Source organism: Flavobacterium microcysteis (assembly GCF_006385255.1).
GTDB classification, from domain to species: domain Bacteria; phylum Bacteroidota; class Bacteroidia; order Flavobacteriales; family Flavobacteriaceae; genus Flavobacterium; species Flavobacterium microcysteis.
On the sequence record NZ_VFJE01000047.1, the window covers coordinates 61,597 to 78,481 of the forward strand.

The window sequence follows — 16,885 nt, forward strand, 5'->3', positions numbered from 1 at the left end:
ATTACGAATTATGAATTACGACTGACACAAATTCGTAATTTTGATATTTTCAAATCGACCTATGAAATACCTTCTTTCACTCTTCTTACTTTCCATTATGGCAAATGCTCAAAATACAGACTTCCTAACTCCTTATGAGAAAGGAAACAGGAATCAGACCGCTACTTATGAAGAAACAATAGCCTATTTCCAGCTTTTGGACAAAAACTTCGAAACGATTTCCATGCAGGAAATGGGACTGACAGATTCCGGCGAACCGTTACATATGGTTACGTATAATAATGACAAAAACTTTGATTTTAAAAAAATCCAAAAAGATAAGGCCGTCCTTTTAATCAACAATGGAATTCATCCGGGAGAGCCTGACGGAATTGATGCCACAATGATGCTCTTTAGAGACCTGGCTCTAGGAAAAATAAAAATCCCTAAGAATTTGGCAATTGTTACTATTCCTATTTACAATATTGGCGGTGCCCTAAACCGAAATTCGTTTTCAAGAGCCAACCAAAATGGGCCGGAAAGTTATGGCTTTAGGGGAAATGCAAGAAACTATGACCTAAACCGTGATTTCCTGAAGTCTGACACACGTAATGCCCGAAGTTTTGCCCAAATTTTCCATCTCGCCAATCCAGACATCTTTATCGACAATCACGTGAGTAATGGTGCCGATTATCAATACACCTTCACTTACATTGCCACACATTACCAGAAACTAGGTGGAGATCTTGGAAAATTTTGGGATTCAGATATGCTTCCCAATTTATTATCTGACCTTAAAAAGAAAAAAATAGAGTCTGTGCCTTATGTGAATATCCACGACGAAAAACCAGACGGTGGTTTTGATGCCATGATGGATTATCCGAGATATTCAACCGGTTTTGCATCCATGTTCAATACGATAGGTTCTATGCCGGAAACCCATATGTTGAAAGACTATGCTTCAAGGGTAAAAGTAACCTATGACTATATGGCGTTTACCATTGAATATGCCGATAAGAATTATGCAAAAATCAAGAAACTGCGAAAAGAAAACCTGCAGAATTATCTTCCTGGCCAAAAATATCCGCTGTTGTGGAAACTGGATCCTGACAAAATTTCCAGCATACCATTTTTAGGTTATGAAGGAGGTTATAAGCCAAGTGAAATTTCAGGAAAGCCAAGACTGTTTTATGACCGTTCCAAGCCTTTTAGCAAAACCATCCCCTATCATAAAGAATACAAACCTTCTTTAGAAGTAATTATTCCGGAAGCTTATATCGTTCCTAAAGCATGGTGGACTATTATCGAACTACTAAAAATCAACAATATTGAAATGACACCTCTTGAAAAAGATATTGAACTTGAAGTAGAAAGCTATCGTATTAAAGATTACAAGACCAGCACTTCTGCTTATGAAGGTCATTATCCGCACAATACGGTAAATATTACTACAACAAAGAAAAAAGTACTGTTCAAGAAGGGCGATTTTTTAATCAAGACACAGCAGCCTGGCGTTAAATATTTGCTGGAAACCTTAGAGCCGCAAGGAAATGACTCTTATTTTGTATGGAACTTCTTTGATTCGGTATTGCAGCAAAAAGAATATTTCTCAGCCTATGTTTTTGAAGACCTTGCTAAACAATTGCTGAATAAAAATCCAGAAATGAAGGCTGAATTTGAAAAGAAAAAATCAGAAGATCCAAAATTTGCAGATTCAGGAGAAGCCCAATTGGACTGGATTTACCGCCATTCAGATTACTATGAAAAATCACATATGGAATATCCGGTTTATAGGATTATGAAGTAAGCAATCTTAGACAAAAACAATAAAAAAGCTCCTATTTCTGGAGCTTTTCTGTTTCAAATAACAACTTGATATTCTCGTATGAGTTTTTTAATGCTTCCTGGATTTGTTCCGGATTAAGCCACGCCACTTTTTCGATTCCTTCTTCTTCCTGAGGCTTTGGAGTTCCTTCAAAATCCGTTCTCATTTCAAACCAGTGTGTAATTTTTAGCTTATACCTTCCGTTCCGTATAAAAACATGATAAGTCTTCTGTAACTTCTTCGTGATTGACAATCCTGACACGCCCGTTTCTTCACTGACTTCACGAATTGCCGTATTTTCTATCTCCTCTCCTTTTTCAATACCTCCTTTTGGCAGGTCCCATTTTCCATTTCGAAAGATAAAAAGCACCTCTCCTTTTTTATTATAAACCAGTCCGCCTCCAGCCTTGTTCACCAGAATCTTTTCTTTCAGCTTTTTCATAATTTCCTTTTCATCAGGATGATAAAGATAAGCCTTTTGGATTTTATTCTGGAACATTTTCACTATAAGCTGATGAATATCAACACTTTCTAAAAGAAAAAATTGAAAATCGGTTTCTTTAACTATCTCATTAGTTAAAAAAAGTGGTTTATCGTTGACAAAAACTTTATACATTTGTAGTATGATTTTTAATAAAGACACCGCCCAAAAAACAGCCGAATTGCTTTTACAAATAAATGCAATTAAATTGAATCCTAAAAATCCTTTTACATGGGCTTCCGGATGGAAATCTCCCATTTATTGTGATAACAGGATAACTCTCTCATTTCCACCTATCAGAAATTACATCCGTGAAGAATTTTCTAAAAATCTGGAAAAACAGTTCGGAAAGCCTGATGTGATTGCTGGTGTAGCTACCGGAGCTATCGGAATTGGGATGCTTGTTGCTGAATATATGGGACTTCCGTTCGTGTATGTACGTCCGGAACCTAAAAAACATGGAAGACAAAACCAAATTGAAGGTTTCTTGCAAAAGGGACAAAATGTTGTCGTTATTGAAGACCTTATCAGCACCGGAAACAGCAGCCTTTTGGCAGTTGAAGCATTAAGAGAAGCCGGAGCTAACGTAAAAGGAATGGCAGCCATTTTTACTTATGGTTTTGATGTTTCTGTTGAAAATTTCAAAAAAGCAAACATCGACCTGTTTACCTTAAGCAATTATGAAAACCTTCTGGAACTGGCTGTCGCTAAAAAATATATTACCGAAGAAGAACAAGAAACATTAAAAATCTGGAGCAAAAGTCCATCAACATGGAATGTTGAAAGTGACAACGCAACAGTAAAATAACATTAATCGCAGAAACATGAATTTAGAAAGTCCAAAAGCGAGCGTCCAAAAATCAGCTCAATATATGTTTGACCAATTGACAGACGTAAAGAATTTTGAAAAATTAATGCCGGATAACATTTCAAAATTTGAAGTGACAGGTGAAGATTCTTTTATTTTTGGATTAAAAGGAATGCCTGAAATCAAATTAAAGATGAAAGACAAAATAGCCCCTACTAAAATAGTTTTAGGAGCTGCAAGCGACAAACTTCCTTTTTCACTTACTGCTAATATCACGCCTACTTCAGACGATTCAAGCGATGTACAGCTATTTTTTGAAGGTGAATTTAATGCCATGATGGCAATGATGGTTAAAGGTCCAATCAGCAAATTCATTGAAACTTTATCTGGAAATATGCACAAGCTGTAAAAAGCAAAAAACACATAAAAAAAGCCTTTCAAATGAAAGGCTTTTTGTTTTAGTATAGCATCCTGATTTCTTTTATTTCGTAGGACTTCACAAAATCATCTTCCAATGTCAACTGAAGTTTACCAGATTGGTCAACACCATTGATAATCCCCATGAATTTGCTTCCTTTTACATTTTCAAAAGGCATTGGGATTCCTTTTTTGTAAAGACAAGCATGATATTTTTCCCAAATGGATTCGGTGTTTTTATTCAAGATTAAAGAAACATTTCGTGTCAGGCATTCAATAATCGGGATCAAAATAGCCTCCTTGTCCACATCTCTGTCCAGCAAAAGTGACAAAGAGGAAGCTTTTGGAAGATTCTTGAAATCCCTTTGGTTCACATTAAGCCCAATACCAATAATTGAAAAGATTTCGCCATTACTTTTTATGCTGTTTTCAATCAATATGCCACCTATCTTTTTACCTTCTGCCAAAATGTCGTTCGGCCATTTTATAGCCAAATCCTTAATTTCTAAAAAAGATAAGGCTTCAATAATACTGACAGCTACTGCCACATTCAAATGAAAAATCTGATTGACTTCCAGCAACAAATCCTTAACCAAAACACTAAAAGTCAGGTTTTTACCCGACTGAACATTCCATTTCGACCCCATCTGCCCCTTACCATCTGTCTGGTTTTCAGCAGTAACAATCGTGAAGTTTTCCACGAATTGTTGTTGCAATAATCCCTTAAGATAATCGTTGGTAGAGTTAATGGCATCGAGTTTGATGATATTCATAAAAAATAATTGAAGTTTATCGTTTTTAATCTTATGTTAAGGTTCAAAAATAACGACAAAAAATGATAACTTTGCGAAAACATAAAAATTTTAAATGGCGAAAAAAAATATAAGCAATGACGATCTGTTAGCCCACATCATCAAAGGGATTGAAGAAGTAAAAGGCAATGACATTGATATTTTAGATTTAAGAGCAATCGACAACACCGTTTGTGATTATTTTGTAATCTGCAACGGTACTTCAAATACTCAGGTTAACTCCATAGTTAACTCTGTCCAAAAAACAGTTTCAAAAGAATTAAAAGATAAGCCTTGGCACGTTGAAGGTACTGAAAACGGCGAATGGGTGTTGATGGATTATGTGAATATTGTTGTTCATGTTTTCCAAAAGCATATCCGTGAGTACTACAACATCGAGAGCTTATGGGGTGATGCTAAAATCACTACAATCCAAAACAAATATTAAAAGAAAAGACAGCAATGGCTAAAGATAACAATACAAATCCTAATCCTAAAAAATTCAGGTTAAGCCCGTGGTGGATTTACGGTGGCTTGATCTTGTTTTTCTTTATCCTGAATTGGGCTTCTGGAGGCTCAAGTTGGGGGGAAACCAGCAAAGCATCTGCTTCTGACTTCAACAAGCTGCTTGAAAAAGGGCAGATTGATAAAGTCGTTGTTTATAACAAAAACGAAGCTGAAATCTTCCTGAATAAAACAGGACTGGCTGATCCGGCAAATAAAAAAGTAACTAAAGATATTTTTGACAAGCCAAATCCTGGCCCACACTATATCCTTGACAATATCGGAAACGACGAGCTTTTCCAAAAGAAATTGGAAACGGCCCAATTGGAAGGAAAACTAAAAGATTACAACTTCTTGCCAAAAAGCAATTGGAGCGAAATCTTTATCGCTTTGCTACCTATCCTGATTATCATAGGAATCTGGCTATTCATCATGAGAAGAATGTCAGGTGGCGGTGCTGCAGGCGGTGGCGGTCAGATATTCAATATTGGAAAATCAAAAGCCAAATTATTTGACGAAAAGACCGATGTAAAAGTGACATTCAAAGATGTTGCAGGACTTGAAGGAGCAAAAGAAGAAGTACAGGAAATCGTAGAATTCCTGAAAAACCCTGAAAAATATACTAATCTTGGTGGGAAAATTCCAAAAGGAGCTCTTTTAGTAGGACCTCCGGGAACAGGAAAAACCTTATTGGCAAAAGCAGTTGCCGGCGAAGCAAAAGTGCCATTCTTTTCGCTTTCAGGTTCTGATTTCGTCGAAATGTTTGTAGGTGTAGGTGCTTCTCGTGTAAGAGACTTATTCAAACAGGCAAAAGAAAAATCGCCTGCCATCATATTCATTGACGAGATTGATGCTGTTGGACGTGCCAGAGGTAAAAACAATATGTCAGGTTCAAACGATGAACGTGAAAATACACTGAACCAATTGCTTACAGAAATGGACGGTTTTGGAACTAACACTAACGTAATCGTTTTGGCAGCTACCAACCGTGCAGATGTATTAGACAAGGCCCTTATGAGAGCCGGTCGTTTTGACAGACAGATTTATGTAGACCTACCAGACATCAGAGAACGTAAAGAAATCTTTGAAGTACACTTGGCTCCTTTGAAAAAAGTAGAAGGCCTGGATACTGATTTCTTAGCGAAGCAAACACCAGGTTTTTCTGGAGCTGATATTGCAAACGTATGTAACGAGGCGGCTTTGATTGCTGCCCGAAAAGATAAAAAAGCTGTTGACAAGCAAGACTTCTTGGATGCTGTTGACAGAATAATTGGTGGTCTTGAAAAGAAAAACAAGATTATTACGCCAGAAGAAAAACGCGCAATTGCTATTCACGAAGCCGGTCACGCAACCGTAAGCTGGATGTTAGAGCATGCTGCACCGCTGATTAAAGTAACTATTGTTCCTAGAGGACAAAGTTTAGGAGCGGCTTGGTATCTTCCGGAAGAAAGACAGATTGTAAGAACCGATCAGATGTTGGACGAAATGTGTGCAACAATGGGTGGACGTGCAGCAGAAAAAGTAACTTTCAATAGAATTTCTACTGGTGCATTGAGCGATCTTGAAAAGGTTACGAAACAAGCCAGAGCAATGATTACCGTTTATGGTTTGAACGATAAGTTAGGAAATGTCACCTATTACGATTCATCGGGACAAGGCGAATATAACTTCTCAAAACCGTATTCTGAAGACACTGCAAAGATTATCGACAAAGAAATTTCAGACTTAATCGAGGGTCAATACCAAAGAGCAATCCAAATTCTTGAGGAAAACAAGGATAAATTGAACCAATTGGCCGACATTCTGATAGAAAAAGAGGTAATTTTCAAAGATGACTTAGAGACAATTTTTGGCAAACGTGCTTTTGGTGAAGCAGTTGAAGAAGTCTTCGAAGAATAAATCACACTTTTTAAGAATTTTTACAAAAATCTTAATTCGAAAGCAGTTTTGAATTAAGATTTTTTTATCTTTGATTGTTTTGAAATTGCAAACAAAGAATTTGGCCAATTTATGAGTCTGTTTAAAAAACTTTTTGGCGCCAGCGAATCCTCTGATGACGATAAAGATGGCAACTTAAGTCCATTCAATCCCGAAACTGTAATTCCGGCGGATGAATTATTTACCCTGAACTTTAAAAAGAACGGAGGCAAATTCTTGTATTGTGAAAATCTTGAGGAAGCAAAAGATCATTTCGAACATATCCTTGAAGAAAATGACTGGTTTGAATCGGAAGCACTTTGTTTTGAGCCTAAACTTTTTAGTCTGCTTGAAGAGAACAAACTTGCTTACACCAAACCTGCAAATCCTAGATTTCTTTTAGCCAGTTGTGAAAACCTGATTGCTGACGAAGGTTCTGTTTTGTTTTCATCTAATCAGATAAAACAGTACAAGCCTAACGAATTGCCAAGTAACATTGTTATCCTTGCCACTACGAGCCAAATACTGGCCAGCAAAAGCGATGGGCTTCGTGAAATCAAAAGAAAATACGAAAAGGACTACCCTACCAATATTACCACAATAAAATATTTCGAAAAGGCAAAAGATGAGGACTTCCTTCAATACGGAAGCGTTGCTAAAAATCTCTATCTGCTGCTTTTAGAAGACCTTTAAAATGCGCGAAACCCTAACGAGATCACTATCTGGACTGGTCTACATTCTTCTTCTGATCGGGGCGACTCTCTATTCCCTTGACAGTTTTCTTCTGCTTTTTGGATTATTTCTGGCAGTATGTACCGTCGAATTCTGTGATTTAGTTAATCTTAAGAAAACCATCCCTCTATTAATCGCTATTGGTGGATATGCCTTATTTGCGTATTTCAATACTTTCAATAAAACCAACGATTGGCTTTTAACCGGAGCAGCGCTTTTTGTATCTATAAGGCTCATCCTCTTCTTATTCAGTGAAAAAAGACAGAAAGTAGACCGACCTTCTAAATATGTTTACTTAATTGGCTATATCATACTTCCTATTATCCTATTGACCAAAATTCCATATGAAGCGAAAGTATTCAATCCAAAAATCCTGATTGGACTATTTATCCTGATCTGGACTAATGACACATTCGCTTATATTGTTGGAAAATCTATCGGAAAAAGAAAACTTTACGAAAAAATATCCCCTAAAAAAACCATCGAAGGCTTTTTAGGAGGATTGATTTTTGCAATAATTGCCGGTATTATCATTGCTGTTTATTTTACCAAACAACCTCTATTTATTTGGATTATCTTTGCCTTGATTGCCGGAATCTTTGGAACAATTGGTGACTTAGTCGAATCAAAGTTCAAAAGAATTGCCGGAGTTAAAGATAGCGGTAAAATTATGCCTGGACACGGAGGCATACTAGATCGGCTAGATAGTATTATATTTGTATCACCATTCATTTTTTTGTTTTATCAAATTTTAGATTATGTTCAAATTTCATAAAGAAGGAGCAAAAATTATTCTTATCACCTGCGCAGTAGTCGTAGCAATAGTTTTGTTGACTGATTCGTTGATTCCTAATTTCTGGGTTTTAAAAACCATACAGATAATCTCGTTAGTATTTCTTATATTAGTACTTCAGTTCTTTAGAAATCCTAAAAGATATACCCAGATAAACGAAAATCAGATTATTGCTCCCGTAGACGGAAAAGTTGTCGTGATTGAAGAAGTTTATGAAAGCGAGTATTTTAAAGACAAAAGACTCATGGTTTCCATTTTCATGTCACCAATCAACGTGCATGTAACCCGTTATGCTATGAATGGAATCATAAAATTCAGCAAATATCATCCAGGTAAATATCTTGTGGCCTGGCATCCAAAAGCAAGTGAAGAAAATGAAAGAACGACAGTAGTTATCGAAAACACTACTTTCGGAGAAATATTATACCGTCAGATTGCCGGAGCTTTAGCAAGAAGAATTGTAAACTATGCTAAAGAAGGAATGCAGGTAATCCAGGGTGAAGACGCCGGATTTATCAAATTCGGATCAAGAGTAGATTTATATCTGCCTCTTGGAACTGAAATTAATGTAAAATTAAATCAAAAAGCAGTTGGTGGTATAACCGTAATTGCAACAAAGTCTTAATGTCGGAAAAAGATTTAGATACTCTGTTTGAAGAAGCCTATGAACTGGCTTCAAACATGACAGAACCTTTACCACAGGATGTCATGTTGCGAATTTATGCTTATTATAAACAGGCAACTCAAGGCACTGCAAAATCAAAAAGAATGACCAGTGTAGACTTAAGAGATGCCTTTAAAACAAATGCGTGGATGCAAATCAGCCATTTGTCAAGCGATGAAGCAAAACGACTTTATATTGAAACTATTCATTCACTTATTAAAAAATAATTATGAAAAAAACGCAATTATTTCTTTCGAGCCTGGTACTGGCCTTCGTATTGCAATCTTGCAATAAAGAAAAAAAATTAGACGAAGTAGAAGTTCCACTTCCTGCTGCAACTGAAGAAAAAGCTCCTATGGGCAATCCTGACGATGTAGCTGCTGAGCCAGGTGCTTTCAAAATGATGAAACTTCCTTATGCATATGATGCTTTAGAGCCACATATCGATGCCAGAACAGTTGAAATTCACTATTCTAAACACCATGTTGGATATGTAAACAACCTGAACAAGGCTATTGCCGGAACAGCATTAGAAAAACAAACTATTGAAGAAATTCTATCTAAATTAGATTTGGAAAACAAAGTGGTTCGTAACAATGCTGGAGGATATTACAACCACAACCTTTACTGGGAAATCATGGGACCTAAAAAAGGTGGCGAGCCTACAGGTGCGCTTGCTGAAGCTATCAAAAAGGATCTTGGTTCTTTTGACAACTTCAAGACTCAATTGACAGAAGCTGCTACAAAACAATTTGGTTCAGGATGGGCATGGTTAGTAGTAGATAAAACAGGAAAACTTGTTATTGGTAGCACGCCAAACCAAGACAATCCTTTGATGCCAAATATGTCAATTTCTGGTACTCCAATCTTAGGTTTGGATGTTTGGGAACACGCTTACTACTTAAAATACCAAAACAAGAGACCTGATTATATCACGGCATTTTTCAACCTGATTAACTGGGATGCTGTTGCTAAAAAGTACGAAGCTGCAAAAACTTCAGCTGCTCCGGCTCCTAAAGTTTAAAAATATTCAAAATAATAAAAAAAGCCCCATTAATGGGGCTTTTTTATTGGTATAGGCTATCTTATTTTAAGCTAGCTAAACTTTGCTCTATAGTAGCAATCTTAGCCAAAGCATCTGCTTCTTTCTTTCTCTCAATTTCCAAAACTTTTTCAGGAGCATTGTTTACAAACTTTTCGTTTGACAATTTCACCTGAACTGATTTTAAGAAACCTTGAGTATATTTTAATTCTTCTGAAAGCTTAGCAATTTCTTCTTCTACATCAACTGATCCGCTGATTGGTACAAAATACTCATTTGATTTTGCACGGAACGTCAGAGCACCTGTTACAGCTTCAGAAACATATTCAAAAGAACTGATATTGCCCAGTTTGGTAATAACAGTATCGAAATAGGTCGAAGCATTATCATTATTAATGGCTTTTAATTCGATTGAATCTTTGAAAGGAATGTTTTTCTCCTTTCTGATAGTTCTTATCCCTGAAATAACTTCTGTTGCAAAATCAAAATCAGCAATCAATTTTGCATCAAATGGTTTTGATTCCGGCCATGTCGAAATGATTAGGGCCTGCTCAGGAGTTCTGTCTGCAATATGCTGCCAGATTTCTTCCGTAAGGAACGGCATGAACGGATGCAACAGTTTTAAATTATTCTCCAGCATTTCAATCGCCTTGTCAAACGTTTTTCTGTCAATTGGCGCTTGGTAAGCCGGCTTGATCATTTCAAGGAACCAAGAGCAGAAATCATCCCAAACTAACTTATAGATACCCATCAAAGCATCTGAAATTCTGTATTTTTCGAAATGATCTTCAATCTCTACTAAAGTCTGCTGTAATTTTGCTTCAAACCATTCAATGGCTACTTTTGAAGATTCCGGTTGTGGAATTGTATCGCTTACCTCCCATCCTTTTATCAATCGGAAGGCATTCCATACCTTATTTGTAAATGATTTACCTTGATTGCATAATTCTTCATCAAACAAAATGTCATTTCCAGCTGCGGCACTTAATAACAGTCCAACACGTACGCCATCTGCACTAAATTCCTCAATCAAATCCAACGGATCTGGCGAGTTTCCTAATGATTTTGACATCTTACGGCGTTGTTTGTCACGAACCAAACCTGTTAGGTAAACATTTGTAAATGGTTTTTCACCCGTATATTCATATCCGGCAATAATCATCCTAGCTACCCAGAAAAACAAGATATCTGGACCCGTAACTAAGTCATTTGTTGGATAGTAATATTTAAAATCTTTGTTTTCAGGTTCCATAATACCTCCAAAAACAGACATTGGCCATAGCCAGGCTGAAAACCAGGTATCTAAAGCATCGACATCCTGACGCAAATCTTCTGCTTTCAAATCTGCTTTTCCAGTTGTTTTTTGAGCAAGAATTACGGCATCTTCAATTGTTTCAGCTACTACAAAATCTTCTTTTCCATCACCATAGAAAAAAGCTGGAATTCTATGTCCCCACCAAAGCTGACGAGAAATATTCCAATCACGGATATTTTCTAACCAATGGCGATACGTATTTTCAAAACGTTTTGGATACAATTTGATTTCCTCAGTTTCAAGAACAGCTTTGATAGCCGGTTTTACCAATTCTTCCATTTTCAAGAACCATTGGTCAGACAAACGAGGCTCAATTACGGCCTTTGTTCTTTCTGAAGTCCCTACTTTATTAAGATGCATCTCTGTTTTTGCCAAACTTCCATTCGCTTCTAGTTCTTTCGCAATTTCTTCACGAACTACAAAACGGTCTTTTCCTGCATAATGCAACCCAAAAGAGTTTAGTGTTGCGTCTTCATTGAAAATATCGATTACTTCAAGATTGTGTTTGTCTCCTAAAGTTTTGTCATTCATATCGTGAGCCGGAGTTACTTTCAAACATCCTGTTCCGAATTCAACATCAACATAGTCGTCTTCAATAATAGGAATTACTCTCCCTGCAATAGGAACGATTGCCTTTTTGCCTTTTAGGTGCGTAAAACGCTCATCATTCGGGTTAATACAAATAGCCGTATCACCGAAAATTGTTTCAGGACGTGTTGTTGCAATTGTCAAGAAGTCATTACTTCCTTCTATTTGATATTTTAAGAAATATAGCTTTCCTTGTCTTTCTTCAAAAATTACTTCCTCATCAGATAAAGTTGTTTTTGCTTCCGGATCCCAATTGACCATTCTATAGCCACGGTAAATCATTCCTTTGTTGTATAAATCAACAAAAGAACGGATTACAGAAGCAGACATATCCGGATCCATTGTGAATTTTGTTCTTTCCCAATCACATGAAGCTCCTAGCTTTTTTAACTGGTCCAGGATAACACCACCATATTTATGTGTCCAATCCCAGGCATGTTCCAAAAACTCTTCACGAGACAAATCATTTTTATTGATTCCTTCTGCTTTCAATTTTGCTACAACTTTAGCTTCGGTAGCAATCGATGCGTGATCCGTACCCGGAACCCAGCAAGCATTGAAACCTTTCAGACGTGCACGACGAATCAGAACATCTTGTATGGTATTATTCAACATGTGTCCCATATGCAAGACACCTGTGACGTTTGGTGGCGGGATCGTAATCGTATAAGGCGTTCTGTGATCTGGTTCTGAATGGAAATAGTTGTTCTCCATCCAGTAGCTGTACCATTTTTGTTCTACTGATTTGGCATCGAATTGCGCTGGAATTGTCATCTTTTCGTCTTCGTTTTTTCTAAATTGTTTTTTAAGTGCTTGCAAAAAATCCGCAATTATCAAGCAATTCCTCAATGCTGTCTAATCTCTTTAAACACAAAAAGTAAGCTTGGTATGAAATTTGCGAATCTTAAGCTACAAAAGTAATTAAGTATGTGCAGTATAAAAAATTAAGATTTAATAATTTGCACTTTAATCAAAACTAAGTAATTTTACTAAATACTATTTAAAATTTTTATGATGAAAAAAATACTAAGTTTATTTGCAGTCATTATGTTTGGCGCTTCAGCCATGGCACAAACCGGACCAAAAATCGAATTTAAAGAAGAAACGATAGATTATGGAACTGTCACTAAAGGCGATGATTCCGGATTGAGAGTTTTTGAATTTAAAAACATTGGTGATGCGCCATTAATCATTAATGATGTAAAATCATCATGCGGATGTACCGTCCCTACAAAACCTCAAGAACCAATTATGCCTGGAAAAACCGGCAAGATTGAAGTACAATACAACATGAATCCTGGCCCTATCAGCAAGACTATCACTGTTCAGTCTAATGCTGTCAATAAGGACAGTGGCATTATTCCGTTACGAATTAAAGGAAATGTCATTGTTAAAGAAGAAGTCAACCTGATGGAGAAAAAGAAAACACTTCCAAGTTCATAAAAAATATCCCGCTAATGCGGGATTTTTTTATAATATCTTTTTAAGCTGAAACTTAAAGGCTATTGGTTTTGAATTCCTTTCTACATCCATATAAATCCATTTTCCATCTTCTGACTGCAAGAGATCGCTGATTTTTTGGATTGTATAACCATGTATCTTTTTTTTGTTTATTCTAATGATTTTGTCACCTGGCTGTAATCCAGCAAGATCAGCTGGAGACCCACTCCTTACGGTAGCAATCTCAAAAACCGGTTTCAGCGAGAATTTATACATGAAATTGCTTTCATTAAAATTATCCAAACCGCCGTCTACTTTTACGCCATATCCGGATTTAGTCTGAAGCCTTATGGATTCCTGAACAAACTCTACTCCATTATGCTGTACGACGATACCGCTCATATTGTAGTTAAAGGGCTTTTTAAAATTCGAATTCTTCTTCAGGTATATATATTGCTGCTGATAATCTAAAATAACATTGAATCGGTGCAAAATCTCACCACCTATAGAGCCGTTTCGCCCTTCAATAATTCCAATCTTAGGAAAATACATTTCTTCAGGATAGGAGACCAAGGCTTCATCTAAAGTAAAATCCGCGACCTTTATGGACTTCACCCTTGATTTTTTTCCTTTAATCAATCCATTAAGTCCTCGACCCAAAATATCCTCAAAATAATTATTCCCAGCTTTTATCTTCTTGTTTTCAAATAGCCATAGGCCATCTCCAAGACCGATATCTATCAAAAGCTTTAAACCTAAAGTGTCCTCCTCAATCTTAGTGACAACATCAATATAAGGTCTCTTATCTATAATTTGTATAGGATGTTTCAGATACTTTTTAAATTTTTTCTTTTCAAGGAATTCCCTAGTCCGATGAATTGTCACTATCTTCTTTTGATAATTGATTTCTATTGGGCATTCCTTAAAAAAAGAATAACCTATGACTCCATTGACAGGTATACCTAATCTGGATGAAAAGTTCACATCTTGATCCAATACTATCAATATAGGGAACTTGTTATCTTCATATGAGGAAATTTTAATTTTATTATCGACAGAGAGTAAGGCTTCAATAATTTCTTCTGACCCTATACCTCTAACTTTTACTTTTTTATAATTTTTAAATTGTATAGAATCATTTTCAGGAAGACTGAAAATCATTGAATTATCGGCCCCGGTATCCAATAACATATTTAACTTGACATTATTAATCTCAACAGGAATAATAATCAGATTATAAATATGCTGAAAAGGAATTTCAATCTTGTTTTTATTTGAATTCCATTGAAACCCTTCTTGGGCAAAAATCAAACAGGGCAACACCAATAAAAAAAGAACAAGTAATCTTAATTTCATATGCAGCTTTTTTATATTAAATGTAGAAAATTTTAATGAATTAATAACATTTTAACGCCATTTAGGAGGTACTTTTTTCTACATTTCTTGAAAAAAAGTCGCAAATTTGCAGACAAAACAATAAGTCATGCCAAAAATTTCTACTAAAGGACAGCACATGCCCGAATCACCAATACGAAAATTGGTTCCCTATTCAGAAATAGCAAAAAAGAAAGGCCATAAAGTCTACCATCTTAATATAGGCCAACCTGATATTAAAACACCTGAAGTTGCTCTAAACGCAGTAAAAAACACTAATATTACAGTTCTAGAATACAGCCACTCTGCAGGTTTTGAAAGTTACAGAAACAAGCTTTCACAATATTATCAGACTCATGGATTACCTATCAATACCGCTGATATCATCATTACAACAGGAGGATCAGAAGCGTTGCTTTTTGCCATGGGAAGTACAATGGATCAAGGTGATGAAATTATAATACCTGAACCTTTCTATGCTAATTATAATGGCTTCTCAACTGCTTCAGGAGTTACTGTTGTTCCTGTAATTTCGACAATTGATGAAGGTTTTGCTTTACCTCCGATTGCTGCTTTTGAAAAGCTAATCACTCCAAAAACTAAGGCTATACTTATTTGCAATCCTGGTAACCCTACCGGATATTTATATTCAAAAGAAGAAATACTACAGCTTGCTGAAATTGTAAAAAAACATGACCTGTTCCTGATTGCTGACGAAGTATACAGAGAATTTATTTATGATGGTGAAGAACACTTTTCTATCATGAATGTTCCTGGCTTAGAAGAAAATGCTATCATGATTGATTCTGTTTCTAAAAGATACAGTATGTGTGGTGCACGCATTGGATGTATCGTTTCTAAAAACAAAGAAGTAATGGCTACGGCTATGAAATTTGCACAGGCCCGTTTGAGCCCACCTACTTTAGCGCAAATTGCCAGCGAAGCTGCTTTAGATACTCCTCAAAGTTATTTTGATGATGTTATTACAGAATACAAAGACAGACGTGACACTCTTATCGCAGGGTTACAGAAAATAGAAGGCGTTAAAGTTGCTACTCCTAAAGGAGCTTTTTATTGCATTGCCAAACTTCCTGTAAAAAATGCTGACAATTTTGCACAGTGGTTATTGGAATCCTATGATTTAAATGGTGAGACCATTATGGTCGCTCCTGCTGCAGGATTTTATTCCACACCAGATGTAGGATTAGATGAAGTACGAATCGCTTACGTGCTTAAAAAAGAAGACCTGATCCGATCAGTAGAAATTCTGGAAGACGCATTAAAGAAATACAATAACAAATAAGAATAGAATAATAAAAAAGAAAGCTCCTAAAACAGGAGCTTTTTTTTGTACCTAGTCTAACCCATAAAATATTACAAATTAAAAAAGGCTTCCAAATCTGGAAGCCTTTTTTATGAATAACCTTTATAATTAATTATCTCTTCAGCGAGAAGTGAGCCTTGAACTCCTTGCTCGCATTGTTCTCCTTGTAGAGTACCTTGAACCAGTAGTCCGTCGATGGCAGCGGGTGGCCGTTCATCGTTCCGTCCCATCCCCCGCCAGCTGGGCTGATCTGCTTCAGCAGCTTGCCGTAGCGGTCAAAGATGTAGATCGACGCCTCTGGCTGGTTGGCAAGGCCTATGATGTTCCACGTATCGTTGTAGCCGTCCGCATTCGGGGTGAAGTACTTCGGATAGTCGATAACAGATACCTTGATCGGTGCGGTATCCGTACAGCCGCCGTTGTTCTTGTCCCTAACGTATACCGTATGCTCCCCTGCAGATACAGGCGCAAAAACGTTGCTGTCCTGCCATGGGCCCTCGTCAAGCCTGAACTCGTAGTCCCCTAGGCTCGTAGGGTCCACCACTACCGTGATGGTCGCATTGTCCGTGAAGGCGTTGGTTACCGTAACATCGGTGATGATGGCCGCCGACGTGGCCGTAACGATGGCCGGGTCAGACGGCTCGGACACGCAGCCCGTGGCGATATTGGTGGCCGTCACCGTATAGCTTCCCTGCTCGTCCACCACAAGGGTAGCTCCCGTATCGGGAAGGGTGCCCCCGTCCTTGGTCCACACGTAGGTGTAGTCCGCAGGGTTCGCACCGTTGTCCGTATTGGCCACAAGGGTGAAGGTGTTCAGAGGGTCAAGCGTTACCGGGTCCACGCAGAAGAATCCTCCCGCAAGGGTCACCTCCGGCAACTTGTTCACCGTAA

At 37.2% G+C, this 16,885-nt stretch carries 17 protein-coding genes; 12 read left to right on the forward strand and 5 right to left on the reverse strand.

All coding sequences use genetic code 11. The features are described 5' to 3' along the window. The first annotated feature begins 61 nt into the window (after window positions 1-61). Entirely contained in the window at window positions 62-1,786 is a 1,725-nt protein-coding gene (locus FJA49_RS01110) for a M14 family metallopeptidase (protein WP_139997958.1), read from the forward strand. 31 nt (window positions 1,787-1,817) lie between these two features. On the opposite strand, the gene FJA49_RS01115 is transcribed toward FJA49_RS01110, so the two are convergent. After that, complete coding sequence (locus FJA49_RS01115) at window positions 1,818-2,420, reverse strand: NUDIX hydrolase (protein WP_139997960.1); 603 nt, start codon at window positions 2,418-2,420, stop codon at window positions 1,818-1,820. Window positions 2,421-2,427: 7 nt separating this feature from the next. Here FJA49_RS01115 and pyrE point away from each other — a divergent pair, with 7 nt between their 5' ends. Together pyrE and FJA49_RS01125 are read left to right on the forward strand one after the other, a co-directional pair. Then, the gene (gene pyrE, locus FJA49_RS01120; RefSeq protein ID WP_139997962.1) at window positions 2,428-3,093 is read left to right on the forward strand and encodes an orotate phosphoribosyltransferase; all 666 of its coding nucleotides are present in this window, start codon (window positions 2,428-2,430) and stop codon (window positions 3,091-3,093) included. 16 nt (window positions 3,094-3,109) lie between these two features. Next, the gene (locus tag FJA49_RS01125; RefSeq protein ID WP_139997964.1) at window positions 3,110-3,502 is read left to right on the forward strand and encodes an SRPBCC family protein; all 393 of its coding nucleotides are present in this window, start codon (window positions 3,110-3,112) and stop codon (window positions 3,500-3,502) included. 49 nt (window positions 3,503-3,551) lie between these two features. On the opposite strand, the gene FJA49_RS01130 is transcribed toward FJA49_RS01125, so the two are convergent. Beyond that, the gene (locus FJA49_RS01130; protein WP_139997966.1) at window positions 3,552-4,283 is read right to left on the reverse strand and encodes a biotin--[acetyl-CoA-carboxylase] ligase; all 732 of its coding nucleotides are present in this window, start codon (window positions 4,281-4,283) and stop codon (window positions 3,552-3,554) included. A gap of 94 nt (window positions 4,284-4,377) precedes the next feature. Here FJA49_RS01130 and rsfS point away from each other — a divergent pair, with 94 nt between their 5' ends. The 7 genes from rsfS to FJA49_RS01165 all read left to right on the forward strand — a co-directional run bounded on the left by rsfS (window position 4,378) and on the right by FJA49_RS01165 (window position 9,935). Further along, complete coding sequence (gene rsfS, locus FJA49_RS01135; protein WP_056073898.1) at window positions 4,378-4,749, forward strand: ribosome silencing factor; 372 nt, start codon at window positions 4,378-4,380, stop codon at window positions 4,747-4,749. A 14-nt stretch (window positions 4,750-4,763) separates the two neighbouring features. After that, a complete protein-coding gene (gene ftsH, locus FJA49_RS01140) occupies window positions 4,764-6,704 on the forward strand; it encodes an ATP-dependent zinc metalloprotease FtsH (RefSeq protein WP_139997968.1) in 1,941 nt (646 codons plus the stop codon). 111 nt (window positions 6,705-6,815) lie between these two features. After that, window positions 6,816-7,415: a lactate utilization protein B/C gene (locus FJA49_RS01145; RefSeq protein WP_139997970.1), complete on the forward strand. Its 600-nt coding sequence runs from the start codon at window positions 6,816-6,818 to the stop codon at window positions 7,413-7,415. A 1-nt stretch (window position 7,416) separates the two neighbouring features. Beyond that, window positions 7,417-8,229, forward strand: coding sequence for a phosphatidate cytidylyltransferase (locus FJA49_RS01150; protein WP_139997972.1), 813 nt, complete (start codon window positions 7,417-7,419; stop codon window positions 8,227-8,229). Then, a complete protein-coding gene (locus tag FJA49_RS01155) occupies window positions 8,213-8,872 on the forward strand; it encodes a phosphatidylserine decarboxylase family protein (protein ID WP_139997974.1) in 660 nt (219 codons plus the stop codon). Before FJA49_RS01150 ends, FJA49_RS01155 begins: the two co-directional genes overlap by 17 nt. Then, complete coding sequence (locus FJA49_RS01160) at window positions 8,872-9,138, forward strand: acyl-CoA-binding protein (RefSeq protein ID WP_139997976.1); 267 nt, start codon at window positions 8,872-8,874, stop codon at window positions 9,136-9,138. The genes FJA49_RS01155 and FJA49_RS01160 overlap by 1 nt, the downstream gene beginning before the upstream one ends. A gap of 2 nt (window positions 9,139-9,140) precedes the next feature. Further along, entirely contained in the window at window positions 9,141-9,935 is a 795-nt protein-coding gene (locus FJA49_RS01165) for a superoxide dismutase (RefSeq protein ID WP_139997978.1), read from the forward strand. A 61-nt stretch (window positions 9,936-9,996) separates the two neighbouring features. Here the strand turns inward: FJA49_RS01165 and FJA49_RS01170 are convergent, their stop codons facing one another. Next, window positions 9,997-12,630: a valine--tRNA ligase gene (locus tag FJA49_RS01170; RefSeq protein WP_139997980.1), complete on the reverse strand. Its 2,634-nt coding sequence runs from the start codon at window positions 12,628-12,630 to the stop codon at window positions 9,997-9,999. 240 nt (window positions 12,631-12,870) lie between these two features. Here FJA49_RS01170 and FJA49_RS01175 point away from each other — a divergent pair, with 240 nt between their 5' ends. Continuing rightward, entirely contained in the window at window positions 12,871-13,299 is a 429-nt protein-coding gene (locus tag FJA49_RS01175) for a DUF1573 domain-containing protein (RefSeq protein ID WP_139997982.1), read from the forward strand. Window positions 13,300-13,326: 27 nt separating this feature from the next. Here the strand turns inward: FJA49_RS01175 and FJA49_RS01180 are convergent, their stop codons facing one another. Next, the gene (locus FJA49_RS01180; RefSeq protein WP_139997984.1) at window positions 13,327-14,652 is read right to left on the reverse strand and encodes a PDZ domain-containing protein; all 1,326 of its coding nucleotides are present in this window, start codon (window positions 14,650-14,652) and stop codon (window positions 13,327-13,329) included. Between the two features lie 127 nt (window positions 14,653-14,779). On the opposite strand from FJA49_RS01180, the gene FJA49_RS01185 reads away from it, so the two are divergent. Further along, window positions 14,780-15,973, forward strand: coding sequence for a pyridoxal phosphate-dependent aminotransferase (locus FJA49_RS01185; RefSeq protein WP_139997986.1), 1,194 nt, complete (start codon window positions 14,780-14,782; stop codon window positions 15,971-15,973). Window positions 15,974-16,106: 133 nt separating this feature from the next. Here the strand turns inward: FJA49_RS01185 and FJA49_RS01190 are convergent. Then, window positions 16,107-16,885 (reverse strand): T9SS type B sorting domain-containing protein (locus tag FJA49_RS01190; protein ID WP_139997988.1); only part of this gene is annotated, 779 nt, incomplete at its 5' end.

What these genes read in the sequence shown, in the direction of transcription:
- FJA49_RS01110 (WP_139997958.1), top strand. Translation starts at nt 62, where the DNA reads ATGAAATACCTTCTTTCACTCTTCTTACTTTCCATTATGGCAAATGCT.
- FJA49_RS01115 (WP_139997960.1), bottom strand. Translation starts at nt 2,420, where the DNA reads ATGTATAAAGTTTTTGTCAACGATAAACCACTTTTTTTAACTAATGAG.
- pyrE (WP_139997962.1), top strand. Translation starts at nt 2,428, where the DNA reads ATGATTTTTAATAAAGACACCGCCCAAAAAACAGCCGAATTGCTTTTA.
- FJA49_RS01125 (WP_139997964.1), top strand. Translation starts at nt 3,110, where the DNA reads ATGAATTTAGAAAGTCCAAAAGCGAGCGTCCAAAAATCAGCTCAATAT.
- FJA49_RS01130 (WP_139997966.1), bottom strand. Translation starts at nt 4,283, where the DNA reads ATGAATATCATCAAACTCGATGCCATTAACTCTACCAACGATTATCTT.
- rsfS (WP_056073898.1), top strand. Translation starts at nt 4,378, where the DNA reads ATGGCGAAAAAAAATATAAGCAATGACGATCTGTTAGCCCACATCATC.
- ftsH (WP_139997968.1), top strand. Translation starts at nt 4,764, where the DNA reads ATGGCTAAAGATAACAATACAAATCCTAATCCTAAAAAATTCAGGTTA.
- FJA49_RS01145 (WP_139997970.1), top strand. Translation starts at nt 6,816, where the DNA reads ATGAGTCTGTTTAAAAAACTTTTTGGCGCCAGCGAATCCTCTGATGAC.
- FJA49_RS01150 (WP_139997972.1), top strand. Translation starts at nt 7,417, where the DNA reads ATGCGCGAAACCCTAACGAGATCACTATCTGGACTGGTCTACATTCTT.
- FJA49_RS01155 (WP_139997974.1), top strand. Translation starts at nt 8,213, where the DNA reads ATGTTCAAATTTCATAAAGAAGGAGCAAAAATTATTCTTATCACCTGC.
- FJA49_RS01160 (WP_139997976.1), top strand. Translation starts at nt 8,872, where the DNA reads ATGTCGGAAAAAGATTTAGATACTCTGTTTGAAGAAGCCTATGAACTG.
- FJA49_RS01165 (WP_139997978.1), top strand. Translation starts at nt 9,141, where the DNA reads ATGAAAAAAACGCAATTATTTCTTTCGAGCCTGGTACTGGCCTTCGTA.
- FJA49_RS01170 (WP_139997980.1), bottom strand. Translation starts at nt 12,630, where the DNA reads ATGACAATTCCAGCGCAATTCGATGCCAAATCAGTAGAACAAAAATGG.
- FJA49_RS01175 (WP_139997982.1), top strand. Translation starts at nt 12,871, where the DNA reads ATGAAAAAAATACTAAGTTTATTTGCAGTCATTATGTTTGGCGCTTCA.
- FJA49_RS01180 (WP_139997984.1), bottom strand. Translation starts at nt 14,652, where the DNA reads ATGAAATTAAGATTACTTGTTCTTTTTTTATTGGTGTTGCCCTGTTTG.
- FJA49_RS01185 (WP_139997986.1), top strand. Translation starts at nt 14,780, where the DNA reads ATGCCAAAAATTTCTACTAAAGGACAGCACATGCCCGAATCACCAATA.